The following is a 13,028-nucleotide window of genomic DNA, read 5'->3' on the forward strand; positions in this document are numbered from 1 at the left end:
TATGCGTGAGATCGCTCCCGCTAATGCGTCTATCGCTCGGAAGATAGATTCCGGGCCGCGATCTTTTCATTCGCGAGCATGCAATCGCCGTCGAGGCCCCCGCGCAAGTCGACGAGGCTCGGAGCGATTACGAACACGGCCTCGGGGACGAAGAGTCGCACATCGGCGTCGCGTTCAAAATTTCGCTTTCAGCGTGAATCCGGCCATGATCGGATCAGCAGGCGTGCCGATCACTCCGCCAGCGGTAAAATTCGGCGACACGGTAGTGAAGTAGTGCTTGTTGGTCACATTGTGGACCCACCCCGACAAATCGACGCTTTCATCGTCGAGCCGAATTCCGGCGTGCAGATTGAGCAGACCGTACGCGTCGATGACGCTGTAGATCGAATCGTCTGGAACCGAGAAGAATTTCGTCTGGTAGGAGAAGTCGGCTCCGAAATAGGCGATCACCGATCTTTCGATCGGATCGAGCACGTGTCCGATATCGTGCGCATATTCGCCGCCGGCGGCGAGAGCCCATCGCGGCGTCAGGGAGATCGGGCGGCCGGTCAGGCTGCAAGAGCTCAAGAATGCGAGTTCGAATCGGCAAGGCGCATTTTCAAACGAATCGTAATAGGTGTGATCGTAGGTGACTGAACCATAGGTCGTCAGCCCCTCGATGAGTTTTGCCCGCAGATCGAGCTCGAACCCTCGGGAGATCGCCCTCTTGGCGTTGGAAAGATAGGTGATCGGCCGAGCGCCAGACGTATCGGTGACGTTGGTGATATAATTCCGGTCGACCATGATGAAGGCTGCAATGTTCGCGAGCAGTCGATGATCGAAGAAATCAGTCTTCAATCCAATTTCAAAGTCGTCCAATTCCTCGGGCCGCACCGTCGTAGCGGCTGTCGTCGGAAGGTTGGCGACGGGATTTGGACCGCCGGCGCGTCCTCCACGCGCGTAGGTCGCATAAGCGAGCGCGTCGGGCGAAATCTTATAGGAGGCGGAGGCGAGAGCGGAAATCAATCCTTGTCGTGTCGTGGCGTAGAATTCACGATCTGCGCCGATCAATCCAATTCGCGCGGATCGCGCGGTGGCTTGTTGCGCCGCGGTCAGCCCGTCGAGGCTGTTGGCGGCAAACTGGTACTGTCGAAATAATGTGCTCTTCGCGGTATAAGAGTAGCGAAGACCGAAGGTGAAATCGAGATCCGGCGTCGCATGCCAGACGGCTCGCGCATAAGGCGCGATAACATGACTGACTGGATTGTCGTAGGACTTGGAGGCGAGGTTGTTGAGCGCGATATCGTTCAAGGCCTGGGGATTCGCCGCCGAGCCGTACCATGCGCCCGCAGCTGGGCCATAGCTCGAATATCCCCAGTCATAGAGCTGCTCGAATAGATAGAAGAGGCCTGCGGTTCCCTCGATGGGGCCGTTGGCGGGCGTCGATACTTTGAACTCTTGCTGCAGGGATCTTTCAGCGATTTGATTGTTCGAGTTGGTCGTCCGCACCGGGGCGAGAGCACTGCTCGTCTGGTTCAGCGGATCGAAGCTCCACCCTCGGAAAGACGTGACCGAGGAAAATTCGTAGCCGCCGAGCTTGTAGTCGATCACAGCGGCCACTCCATAGCTCTGCTGCGTGTTCTGCAGATAGCCGGAAATATCGCCCTTGTAGCTGTCGATATTGTAGAACGATGTCGGCGCATAGTTCAGCCTCGCCAGGCGGGCGTAGAGATTGTTCGGAACCGCCGCGCCATTGGCGTAATTCGCGACGACGCCGTTCAGCACATTCGGGCAACACGCCTGATTGACACGCGAATAGTCGGCGATCAGACGTACGCTGAGGTCGTTCGTCGGCTGGAACAGGATCTGCGCGCGAAAGCTCTTGTTGTGCCAGTCATTGTATTTTTGGCCGCTGTAATAGCTGTAGACGTATCCGTCGCGATCGGCGCTGACGAATGACAAGCGGAACGCCAACTTGTCGCTGTCGGCGATCGCACCCGTCGCCGATCCGCGAACCTGAATGTTGCCATAACTTCCATGATTGACTTCGAGCTTTCGTTGTGTGTCGAAGCTCGGCGACGCCGTGTTGAGATAGACGGCGCCGCCCGTCGAATCCATCCCGCCTCTCGTTCCTTGTGGCCCTTTTAAAACGTCGACGCCAACGAGATCGGGAATATCGAATATCGCTTGGCCTGGCCGAGGTTGCAATATGCCGTCGACATAGACCGGCACGCCGCCGAAGATTCCGTCGGTGGCGACGGAGGTCGACGAACCGAACCCGCGAATATTGACAGTCAATGAGCGAACGTCGGCGAAGCGGATCTGCAAGCTCGGCTCGAGCTTTTGCGCCTGCAGAAGATTGCTGATCTGCAACGCGTCGATCTGCTGCTTCGTGATGACGGTCGCGGCCTGCGGCGTCGTTTGGAATGCGGTCGCTTGACGCTCGGACACGTCGGCGGTCGATTTCGGCGCGCCGACCACCACATCTGGAACGCGCGCCTCCTCGGAAGGAGGCGTCTGCGCGACGCTGGTGACAGTGAAGGGGAGGCAAAGCGGAATAGCGGCGATAAGCGATTTTCTCATCATTCCCACTTTCTGACGCAAACATCGTAAAACAACGCTACAGATTACGTAAACGCTCAGGCAACGCTGATTCTTCTTATGAGTGGCATATCGAAAACGGTGGATGCTTTCATCCGCGCGGAAAGACGCGTTCCGCAAAGCTCAGCAGCTGCGCGTTGAACGCCGGCGCGTCCTCGTAGAACGGCGAATGGCCGACATCGGGCAGCTCGAGGAAGGTTGCGCCGCGAATATGTTCGGCGGAGGCGCGCGACGCGCGCGGGTCACAATGGCGATCTTTCTCGCCGACGATGAACGCGAGCGGCAAAGAGAGCGAGGCGATGAAGTCATGGGGCTGCTGTGGTCGTCCAACGATCAGCCTTCGAACGGACGGCGGCTGCGTCATATTATAGGCGAGCATCTGCGCGAACTCCTCGGGCGAGGGCGGCGTTGCGAAGCAGCTCGAAAGAAAGGCGATCGTTCCGGCGATATTAGTGGATAGATCGTCTTCGAGCATCAGCGGTAGGCTTGCGGCCGAAGCCGCGCTCGTCCATTCGCTGCTTCGGCGCCACGACGATCCCACCAATTGCGCGCCGGCGAGGCTCTCGTCGCCATATTCTTTGAGGTAGTCCCAAACGACGCGGCCTCCGAATGACCAGGCGACAAGAATTGGCCGCGCCGCGCCGACCGCAGCGGCGACGGCGCGTAGATCATGCGCCCAGAGCCGATTGTCGTGGTAAGCGTTACGATCGAGAGGTTTGTCCGACGCCCCGTGACCGCGAAGATCATAGGTGATCAGATGATATTTTTCCGCGAGACGTTCGTCTCGTACTTGCCGGATGAAGGCGAGACCGCTCTGCGCGAAGCCATGGACAAAGATGATCGGCGGTCCTCGGCGATTGCCCCACCGCCGCACGACGATTTGCACGCCGTCCGAGCTCACGACATGCGATTTGTCATATTCGAATGGTCGAGGACAAAGACTCGGATAAGCGCTGGTCATGGCCATGAATCGATAGAGGTCCCGCAATCGGATCTCGCCGGGATATCCCTCCTCGGCGACACGCTCACGCTCGAGGAATCTGAGGCGATCATATGATTTTGGAAATACGGAATTCGGTTATTCGTCGAATAGCCGAATCGGCATGGTCGGCTTTCCGCGTGGTCAATCCGAGCCAGAATTATCTCCGAGCCGCTCGACGAGATAGTCTCTCAGCCGCATGGTCGGCGAGGACGGAGACGAGCGAATTGAATAGAGCGCTATCTCGACATCGGGAAGCCGCGGGAAGCCGTCGCTTTCGTCGAGACGCCGTAGTCGATCGTCGATCGTGCTCGCTTTGAACACCCCTACGCCGAGGCCTTGTCGCACGGCGGCTTCTATGCCGGAAACGTTCGAATTCACATGGGCGAGACGCCAGGGAACGCCACTTTGTTGAAGAGCGGCGATCGCCCAATGACGAAACATGCTTCCAGGCGGAGCAACCGCCAGAGGCAAGGGGGATCGCTCATGTTGATTGTGCTCGGACGATGTCGTCCATACGACCGGCTCGCGACGAAGCACCTGTCCCTGGCTCGTGCCGGCCGGCTCCATGGCGATCACAATATCGAAATGGGCGCCGATGCGTGTGAGCATCGAACTCGGCATACCGCCATAGAGCTCGACATTGACGCGTGGATGCGAACGACAGAATGCGCCGACGAGCGGCGGCAGAATGTTGGCGACGTAATCGTCGATCGTGCCGAGGCGTACCGTGCAATCGGTTTCTTCGGCGCGGAGCGTGCGAAGCGCTTCGGCGTTGAGCGCCAACATGCGCCGCGCGTAATCGAGCATGAGATCGCCTTCGGGAGTGAGGCGAAAGCCTCTCTGCGGGCGCATGATCAGGCTGACGCCGATAATGTCTTCGAGACGTTTGATCTGCAGGCTGACGGCCGCCTGGGTTCTGTGCAGCGTTCGAGCGGCGGCAGTGAACCCGCCCTGGTCGACGACCGTCACGAACACGTGGAGAAGGTCGTTCTCGAGAATCTGATTGCGAATGACGCTGACGCCATGCGGCCGATCGTCTCGCGCCGGAGTGAGCGTCGGATTTCCGTTTCGACGAGGCTGTAAGCTCAGCGACATGCGTCAGGAACTCCCGATAGTAATCTATTATATCGATGGTTTTAATAGATTTGCAAGCCGCTTTTTTTTCGGCCGAAGCCCGGGACTTGGAAACGGCCCGAAGCGCTCAGGCGAGTTGCGCCAGCCCGAGATTGGCGGCCAGGCGTCGACGCAGGCGGCCGACAGGCGGGGCGTCGAACCTGCCGCCGGTCAGGTCGAAGGCGTGGGCGGCCGCGGCTCCCATCGCGATACACGGGCCCATTACGCGAATGGAGGACAGCGCGAGCGCGTCGCCATCCACACATCGGCCGACGGCGAGCAGGTTCACGACCTCGTCGTGAACCATGCAGCGAAACGGAATCGTATGAATGTGCTCCTCATCAAAGGCCTCGAAATATATTTGGTCGAGACTATTGTGGAGCTCGATCGGCCATGCGCAATGGGCGATCGCATCCTCGAAGATCGTTCCGGCCCGCACATCGTCCGCGCTCAGCTGACAGCGACTCTTGAACCAGCGCGTCTGGCGTGCGCCGAGCGCGCCATATATGCTTACCACGGCGCGAGAAAAAGCTTCCGGAAATTCAGCCCGAAGAAAGTCGAGGGCGAGGTCCATCTTGTCGTGACCGACGGCGACCATCTCACTTGCGTGGATGGGATCGAGAGGCGTCTCTACATGCGTCATATTGACGAGCGTCTCGCCCGATCCCGGGGCGGTGAATATGAAGGCGTCGCTTCTGTCCAAGCCATAGGCGCAGCCTTTGGCGATGAGGCGCGATCGCAGGGTCGCGCGATCGATCGCCGCGAGCGCCTGCTCATCGACATTGCGAAGGATGCCGTTCTGCGATCCATAGATCGGCCCAGCGGCGGGCTCTCGCGTAGCGAGGCCGCTCATCCAGGCGACAGCGGCGTCTCCTGTCGCGTCGACGAAGGCCTCGGCTTCGATGCGCAGTATCCCGGCGCGCGTTGCCACGGAAATGGAGACTAGGCGCTCGTCTTCGACGCGAGCGTCGAACAGCGCCGCGCCGAGAAGCGGGGTAACGCTCTCGCGGCTCGTCGCCCGCTCGATCCAGCGTTGTAGAGCGACGCTGTGGTAGTGAACGACGAAGGAGTTGTGGCGGCTGCGAAGCAGCATGACGTCGCCGGTCTTCCCGAGGTCTGCGAGTATCTCGTCGGCGATGCCGAAGACGATTTGCCGTGGCGTTGGTCCATTCGCATAGAACCCGCAAAATGTGTTGATCTGCGCTGCGACGGACTGACCGCCGAGCGATCCGCCCGCCTCGACCAGAACGACCCGATGCCCGAGTCTCGCCGCTTCGAGCGCGGCGGATACGCCGGCGATTCCCGACCCCACGACGCAGAGGTCGGTCGTCAAGACGCGCGGCGGGGCGTCACGGAGATTGCGGCGGATGATCGTGCCAGCGTCAATGGCGCGTGTCGTCACAGGAGGCAAATTCCCTTGTTATCGCCGAGCCGGGCGCTCATCTGCCGACGAATTCGGGTGCGCGTCCCTCGGCCATCGCGCGTTTGCCTTCGGCTGCGTCCTGGCTCGTGCGGACCGCAGTCAGGTCGCGCGTCGTCCGTCCGAGTATCTCCGATGGGCTCTGCACGAGCACATGGTCGGTCACAAAATGCTTCATCGATTGCATGACGAGCGGAGCGCGCGTCGCGACGACGCGGGCGATTTCGAGCGCCGTTTCCAGATGCTTCCCTCGCGGCGCGAGACGGTTGACGAGTCCGACTTCATAGGCGCGGCGCGCCGAGATCGGCTGCGACAACAGCAGAACTTCCATCGCGATCTTGTGCGGAATGCGCGCTGCGAGACCTGCGGCGAGGCCGCCCCAGGCCCCGTGCGTTCCTTCCGGATAGCAAAAGTTCGCGCTTTCGTCTGCGACGCAGAGATCCGCGAACATATTGAGAGTGAAGGCGCTGCCTCGACATTCGCCGGCGACGGCGGTGACGATGGGCTTTTTCGTAACGATTCCGATCGTCGGCATACAGCGCCAGAGCTCCGTTACCGGGACATTCGGATCGGATCCGACGGAAAAATCGTCGCCGACGCCGGTCAGCACCGCAACGCGGCCATCGGACGCGTCGAATTGGGCGAACGCCTCTTGCAGTCCACGGACGACGTCGATGTCGATGGCGTTTCGTCGCTCTCGGCGATCGATCGAAATAACGACGACATTTCCATGGGGGGCGATCGAGACAGCGGTCATGAACTTCTCTTTCGAACAACCGGCGAGAGAATGATTTTCGAGGCCCGACGCGTCCGCGCCAATTCCAAGGCCTCGACGCCGCGATCGAGCGACATGCGATGCGTGATCATATGGCGAAACCGTTCGCCTTCGGTCGCGAGGCTGTCGAGCACACGCGGCCAGACATTGGGCGGAGCGCGTTGCGTGCCTCGGATTTGATGTCTTTCGCGCACGAGGCGGGTGAGATCGAGCGAAGCCCGGTGCGGGTGTATCCCAGCGACGACGAGAACGCCTTCCTTGCGCAAGAATGCGAGACTTTGCTGAACCACCTCCGGAACGCCGGTCGCCTCGAAAATGATATCGAATTTCTGGCTTGTGAAGCGGGACGCCAAAGCGGTTTCGAGATCGCCGTCGCCAATGTCGACAAGGTCCCAAAATCCGAGAGCGCGCAGCGTTTCGAAACGGAGGGGATCGTTCTTCCCCACGACGACGACCTCCGCGGCTTCGGCCATGTGGGCGTAGAGGGCGATCGCCTGTCCGATCGTTCCGGGACCGATGACGAGCACCCGATCGCCGCGCGTCACTCCGCCTTTCAGGACGGCTTCCTGCGCGACGGTCAATGGTTCGGCGAGCGCTGCGAGCTCGTCGTCGACGCCGTTCGGCGCCTCGAGGCAATTGACGACAGGCGCAGTGATCCAAGGCGCGAAGCCGCCGTCGGCGCTGGTGCCTTTGGCTGACCGACGCTCGCAAGATTCGGCTGCGCCGCTCAGGCAATGCGCGCAACTTCCGCATGGGGCGGAAGGGATTACGGCGACGAGCGCGCCGGGCGCCAATCCGTTTGCGTCGCCGACGACGTCGATCACGCGTCCCGCGAATTCGTGCCCGAGCGTCAGCGGAAGCAGCGGCGCCATGAATTCATAGCCGCCGCTCCATTCGAAGATATGCACGTCCGTCCCACAAACGCCGGCTGCAGTGATTTCGATGAGCGCCTCGCCTGGGCGCGGGACCGGACGGGCAACGTCGCGAAACTCGACTCCGAAGCTCGGCGCTGTTTTTTGGAGAGCTTTCATGAATGATGATCCGATGAGCGAGCGGGTCAACGCCAACGCAAGAGCGTGCGTTCGAGCGCTGCGATCACCGCCCCTGCACATGTTCCGAGGAGAGAGAGCACGAGAACGCCGGCGAGGAGCTTCTCGGAGTCCATGATGTTGCCGGCGGCGAGAATATAGGCGCCGATCCCATATTGTGCGCCGATCATCTCGGCGGCGACGAGAAGCACGAGGCCTGTGGAAACGGTAATGCGCGCGCAGGCCAACATGGCCGGGAGGGCGGATGGCAGCACGATCTTGACGATGATCGACAGCCGATCGAGTCCGAAGCTCTGGGCCATGCGTATGAAAGGACGCGGCGCGGCGTCGACGGCGGCGCATACGGACACCGCCATAGGAAAGAAAACGCCGAGCGCGATCGTCGTTATTTTGCTGGACTCCCCAATTCCGAGCCAGAGTATGAAGAGCGGCAGCAGGGCAATCTTGGGAATGGGGTATAGGGAAGAGATCGCGGCGTCGCCGATCGCTCGGCACCAGGACCAGAGTCCCATCGAGAGCCCCACGCTCAGGCCCGCGAGGCTTCCGATCGACCAGCCCAACAGCAGTCGAGTGAGCGATTGACCGATATGGATCGCCAAATCCCCTTGCGCGAGCTCGCGATAGAGTGTCTCGAGCACGTCGACCGGCCCCGGCAGCAGCAGCGGATCGATCCGCCCCGAGGTCGATCCGGCCTGCCACGCTCCGACGAGCACAACGGCAAATGCCGGAGCGAACCATCGTTTCGGCGTGATCTCGAATCCGCCGCCCCGGAATCGCACCGTGCTCGGAGCTCCGATCGCTGATGGCGTATGGGCTTCAGACATCGGCTCGTTCCAGGGACAGAAGCTCTCGATCGGCGTTGCGCGCCTCCGATCGAAGCAGATTCCAGATGTCGTTCTGCATCGCCGACAATTCGCTCGCGACCTCGGGGCGGCGGCGCTCGCTTTGCGGAATTGCGACGTCGACGATTTCGCGGACGCGGCCCGGCCGTCTCGAGAGCACGACGATCCGGTCGGAAAGCCGCACCGCCTCGTCGAGATTATGGGTGACGTAGAGGATCGAAACGCGGTCTCGCAGCCACAGGGCGAGGAACTCCTCCATCAGCAGCTCGCGCGTCTGCGCGTCTACGGCGGACAAGGGCTCGTCCATGAGGAGGAAGGCTGGACGAGCGGCCAGCGCCCTGGCGATGCCGACGCGCTGTTTCATGCCGCCCGACAATTGCTTCGGATAGGCTTTCGCGAAGCCGCGCAGACCGGTTCGATCCAACACTTCCTCGATGATCTCGGCCTGCGCCTTTCGCGATAGCGGCCGACCCTCCAGCGCCAATGCGACATTGCCGGCCACGGTCCGCCACGGCAGCAGCCCGGCGTCCTGAAAAACGAAGGTGAAGGGGTTGAGGCTCGCAGCCGGCGGAACGCCGAGCGAGACAGCCGATCCTCGGCTCGGCGCGATGAGGCCGCCGGCGATCGCCAGTAGAGTCGACTTTCCGCAACCAGAGGGACCGATGACAGAGACGATCTCGGATTTTCGCACCGCGAACGAGACATTGTCGAGAACGGTCAACGACCCGAAGTCGTGTCCCAATCCTCGAAGCTCCAGTTCCATTGCGTCCTCCCCGAGGCCGACTTCAAGCCGCGAAAGAGAGGTCGACGACCTGTTCGGCGTCGACGTTTCGCTTCACGAGTCCCAGGCCTTGCCAAAATCTGAGCACCTTGCGGACGTCCTCGAGGTTCAAGCCGGCGGCGGGATCGTAATAGCCGAAGGTCGAGCTGATCTGCTGCCTGGTCTGGCCCGTGCGCCGAGCGACGATTTCGAGAAGCTCCTCTCGCTCGTCGCTGTCGACCGGTCGGCCTCGCTCGTCGAGCCGATTGACGGCTCTATTGCTGAAGGCCATCGCACGCCGATGCGCTCGCACGAAGCGTTCCATCCCCGCACGATTGGCGGCGATGAAATCGGGGCGGGTAAACACGCCGCTTCCTTGCGTCATGTCGACCTCGGCCGTGTTTCCGATGAAGACGCCGGATCCCGCTCTGACCAACGGGTCCGCGACCGTCGAGGGAAGGATGGCGCCATCCAGCTTTCCGGCGGCGACCGCCGAACCGACGTTCGGCAGAGTCTGAAGAGGGACGAGTTCCACCTGCGACAGTGGGAAGGCGAATTTCGCAGCAATCACGCCGAACTGATAATGGAACGACGATCCGATGGTCGTTATGCCCAGGCGACGTCCCCGAATGTCTGCGAAAGAGCGCAATCCGGCGTCGTAGCCGTTGCGGCTGGCCACCAGCTGATTATTGGGAAAGGCGGGATGCGGTCGACTGTCGCCGCAGACGAGTTTCAGCCCGCCTTTGGCGGCGAGGTTGAAATAAGCGGCGGTGAAGGCGGTCATGCCGACGTCGATCGAATTCGCGACGGCGGCGACGGGCAATTGGGCGGCGGCGTCGAAATATTCGACTTGGACCTTCAAGCCTTCGTCTTCGAAAAAGCCTTTATCAGACGCGACAAAAAACGGCGCTGCGCTGTTCAGGCGCATCGTTCCGAGGCGCAGCACGGGAGACTCCGACCACGCGATGCCAGGCAGGGCGAGAGCGGATGCGGCGACCGCTCGGCTGAAATATCGACGATCGATCATCACCTGTTCCCTCGCGAGTGGAACGAACTAACGCGAAGAAAATCCCCACCGCAATCTCTGTTTTATTTATATCTTGCATAGTCGCGAATTATGGAAATTCATTTTCTGCGCTGGTGGTGCAAGGTCGTGAGGACCGCATAATGCAGAGCTCGCGACTTGCCGCTTTCGAAATTGTCCAATATCTCGCCATAGCATCCGTCGCCGACGGGGGACGCCCACCGCATGTGCTCGCCGTTCACGATTCCGTGCCGCCGCGCGAAATATTCATTGCGCCGGTAAACCAAATTGCCTTCGATCGCCGGCTGTCGCGCAAGCTGCGCCGGAAGCGCCGCCACCGGCCGCGGGCGAGACGCTATCTATCCCGACGACACTCTGGAGCGCATCGCGCTGCGGCAATATCGCGACGCCCGCAAATGACGCGATTTGGCGAAAGCCAATCCCGGCCTCGATCACGGCGTCTCGCGATCGCGCTGCCGCGACCGTGAGCGCCTGTCGCGAGCGGTCTTACCCCTCCTTCACATCCGGCGGCGTCGCCTCGGCGGCGAGCGCGGCCAGCGCGTCGGCAAGGGTAGCGGAACTCTGCGCCTGCGAGCCGAGACGGCGGATGGAGACCGTGCGCTCGACCGCCTCCTTCTTGCCGACGACGAGAAGCGCCGGAACCTTGGCCAGCGAATGCTCGCGGACCTTATAGGTGATCTTCTCATTGCGCAGATCGAGATCGACCGCGAGGCCGAGCTTGCGCGCCTCCGCCGCCACCTCATAGGCGTAGTCGTCGGCGTCCTGCGTGATGGTGCACACGACGATCTGCAGCGGCGAGAGCCACAGCGGCAGATGACCGGCATAATGCTCGATCAATATGCCGGTGAAGCGCTCCAGCGAGCCGAACATGGCGCGGTGAATCATCACCGGCGTCTTCTTCTCGCTGTCCGCGCCGATATAGAAGGCGCCGAAACGCCCCGGCAGATTGAAGTCCACCTGCGTCGTGCCGCATTGCCATTCGCGGCCGATGGCGTCGCGCAAAGTATATTCGAGCTTGGGCCCATAGAAAGCGCCCTCGCCCGGATTGACGCCGGTCTTCAATCCGCGCGCGGCGAGCTCCTCCAGCACCTTGTGGAGCGCCGCCTCGGCCTTGGCCCAGGCTTCATCGGAGCCGACATGCTTCTCCGGCCGCGTGGAGAGCTTCACCACGACGTCGTCGAAGCCGAAGTCCCGATAGATCGTCAGGATGAGGTCGTTGATCTTCAACGCCTCCTCCATGATCTGGTCCTCATTGCAGAAGATATGCGCATCGTCCTGCGTGAAGGCGCGAACGCGCATCATGCCATGCAGCGCGCCCGACGGCTCATAGCGATGCACAATGCCGAATTCGGCGATCTTCACCGGCAGGTCGCGATAGGACTTCAAGCCGTTCTTGAAGATTTGCACATGGCCGGGGCAGTTCATCGGCTTCAACGCGAAAATGCGCTCGTCCTCTGTCTTGGTGAGGAACATATTTTCGCGATAGGTCTGCCAATGGCCGGAGGTCTCCCACAAAGCGCGGTCGAGCACCTGCGGCGTGTTCACCTCGCGATAGCCCGCGGCCTTCTGGCGTCGGCGCATATAGGAGACGAGGCTCTGGAACAGCGCCCAGCCCTTCTCGTGCCAGAAGATCGTGCCCGGCCCTTCCTCCTGGAAATGGAAGAGGTCCATCTCGCGGCCCAAACGCCGATGATCGCGGCGCTCGGCCTCCTCGAGGCGATGCAGATAGGCGTCGAGGTCTTCCTGTTTCGCGAAAGCGGTTCCATAGATGCGCGAAAGCATCGGATTATTGTGGTCGCCGCGCCAATAGGCGCCCGCCACCTTCATCAGCTTGAAGGCGGTTCCGACCTTGCCGATCGACGGCAGATGCGGGCCGCGGCACAGGTCGAGCCAATGGCCCTGGCGATAGATTTTCAGATCCTCGCCGCCGGGAATGCTCTCGATCAGCTCACGCTTGAAGGCCTCGCCCTTCGCCGTAAAGTAGGTCTTGGCCTGATCGCGGCTCCAGACTTCCTTGGTGATGGCGGCGTCGCGCGCGACGATCTCGCGCATCTTCTTCTCGATGGCGGGAAGATCGTCCGGCGTGAACGGCTCGGACCGATAGAAGTCGTAATAGAAGCCGTTCTCGATCACCGGGCCGATGGTGACCTGCGTGCCGGGAAACAGCTCCTGCACCGCTTCCGCCAGAAGATGCGCGCAGTCGTGACGAATCAGCTCCAGCGCGCGCGGATCCTCGCGGCCGACGAATTCGATTTTGGCGTCGCGGTCGATCGTGTCGACGAGGTCGCGCAGCTCTCCATCGAGAGCCATGGCGACGGTGCGCTTGGCGAGGGAAGGGGAAATGCTCTTGGCGATATCGAGGCCGGAGACGCCGGGCTCGAATTGACGGGACGCCCCGTCGGGGAAGGTTACGGCGATCATATGCTCTCCTCATGCGCCCACTCGCCGATACAAGTCGGCGT

At 61.4% G+C, this 13,028-nt stretch carries 10 protein-coding genes; all 10 read right to left on the reverse strand.

Annotated elements, in window-relative coordinates; all coding sequences use genetic code 11:
• Nucleotides 1–174: 174 nt before the first annotated feature.
• Nucleotides 175–2,565 carry a TonB-dependent receptor gene (locus FMZ75_RS12105; protein WP_166143086.1) on the reverse strand — a complete coding sequence of 797 codons (2,391 nt, stop codon included), beginning with the start codon at nucleotides 2,563–2,565 and terminating at the stop codon, nucleotides 175–177.
• Nucleotides 2,566–2,671: 106 nt separating this feature from the next.
• Nucleotides 2,672–3,541 carry an alpha/beta fold hydrolase gene (locus FMZ75_RS12110; protein WP_158271739.1) on the reverse strand — a complete coding sequence of 290 codons (870 nt, stop codon included), beginning with the start codon at nucleotides 3,539–3,541 and terminating at the stop codon, nucleotides 2,672–2,674.
• A 162-nt stretch (nucleotides 3,542–3,703) separates the two neighbouring features.
• Nucleotides 3,704–4,657: a LysR substrate-binding domain-containing protein gene (locus tag FMZ75_RS12115; RefSeq protein ID WP_108915932.1), complete on the reverse strand. Its 954-nt coding sequence runs from the start codon at nucleotides 4,655–4,657 to the stop codon at nucleotides 3,704–3,706.
• Between the two features lie 106 nt (nucleotides 4,658–4,763).
• A complete protein-coding gene (locus tag FMZ75_RS12120) occupies nucleotides 4,764–6,077 on the reverse strand; it encodes an FAD-dependent oxidoreductase (protein WP_166143088.1) in 1,314 nt (437 codons plus the stop codon).
• Nucleotides 6,078–6,114: 37 nt separating this feature from the next.
• The gene (locus tag FMZ75_RS12125; protein WP_166143090.1) at nucleotides 6,115–6,852 is read right to left on the reverse strand and encodes an enoyl-CoA hydratase-related protein; all 738 of its coding nucleotides are present in this window, start codon (nucleotides 6,850–6,852) and stop codon (nucleotides 6,115–6,117) included.
• Nucleotides 6,849–7,982 (reverse strand): zinc-binding dehydrogenase, encoded by a 1,134-nt coding sequence (locus tag FMZ75_RS22155; RefSeq protein WP_370464710.1) that lies wholly within the window; start codon nucleotides 7,980–7,982, stop codon nucleotides 6,849–6,851. Before FMZ75_RS22155 ends, FMZ75_RS12125 begins: the two co-directional genes overlap by 4 nt.
• On the reverse strand, nucleotides 7,928–8,632 hold the full coding sequence (locus FMZ75_RS12135; protein ID WP_370464711.1) for an ABC transporter permease: 705 nt from the start codon (nucleotides 8,630–8,632) through the stop codon (nucleotides 7,928–7,930). The genes FMZ75_RS22155 and FMZ75_RS12135 overlap by 55 nt, the downstream gene beginning before the upstream one ends.
• Nucleotides 8,633–8,735: 103 nt before the next feature.
• A complete protein-coding gene (locus FMZ75_RS12140) occupies nucleotides 8,736–9,524 on the reverse strand; it encodes an ABC transporter ATP-binding protein (protein ID WP_166143096.1) in 789 nt (262 codons plus the stop codon).
• A 22-nt stretch (nucleotides 9,525–9,546) separates the two neighbouring features.
• On the reverse strand, nucleotides 9,547–10,548 hold the full coding sequence (locus FMZ75_RS12145; protein ID WP_166143098.1) for an ABC transporter substrate-binding protein: 1,002 nt from the start codon (nucleotides 10,546–10,548) through the stop codon (nucleotides 9,547–9,549).
• Nucleotides 10,549–11,052: 504 nt separating this feature from the next.
• Nucleotides 11,053–12,987, reverse strand: a complete 1,935-nt coding sequence (gene thrS / locus FMZ75_RS12150) for a threonine--tRNA ligase (protein WP_142862516.1) — start codon at nucleotides 12,985–12,987, stop codon at nucleotides 11,053–11,055.
• Nucleotides 12,988–13,028: the final 41 nt, after the last annotated feature.

Origin of the sequence: Methylosinus sp. RM1 (assembly GCF_011378635.1) — a bacterium.
Taxonomy (GTDB): domain Bacteria; phylum Pseudomonadota; class Alphaproteobacteria; order Rhizobiales; family Beijerinckiaceae; genus Methylosinus; species Methylosinus sporium.

What these genes read in the sequence shown, in the direction of transcription:
- FMZ75_RS12105 (WP_166143086.1), bottom strand. Translation starts at nt 2,565, where the DNA reads ATGATGAGAAAATCGCTTATCGCCGCTATTCCGCTTTGCCTCCCCTTC.
- FMZ75_RS12110 (WP_158271739.1), bottom strand. Translation starts at nt 3,541, where the DNA reads ATGACCAGCGCTTATCCGAGTCTTTGTCCTCGACCATTCGAATATGAC.
- FMZ75_RS12115 (WP_108915932.1), bottom strand. Translation starts at nt 4,657, where the DNA reads ATGTCGCTGAGCTTACAGCCTCGTCGAAACGGAAATCCGACGCTCACT.
- FMZ75_RS12125 (WP_166143090.1), bottom strand. Translation starts at nt 6,852, where the DNA reads ATGACCGCTGTCTCGATCGCCCCCCATGGAAATGTCGTCGTTATTTCG.
- FMZ75_RS22155 (WP_370464710.1), bottom strand. Translation starts at nt 7,982, where the DNA reads ATGTGCAGGGGCGGTGATCGCAGCGCTCGAACGCACGCTCTTGCGTTG.
- FMZ75_RS12140 (WP_166143096.1), bottom strand. Translation starts at nt 9,524, where the DNA reads ATGGAACTGGAGCTTCGAGGATTGGGACACGACTTCGGGTCGTTGACC.
- FMZ75_RS12145 (WP_166143098.1), bottom strand. Translation starts at nt 10,548, where the DNA reads ATGATCGATCGTCGATATTTCAGCCGAGCGGTCGCCGCATCCGCTCTC.
- thrS (WP_142862516.1), bottom strand. Translation starts at nt 12,987, where the DNA reads ATGATCGCCGTAACCTTCCCCGACGGGGCGTCCCGTCAATTCGAGCCC.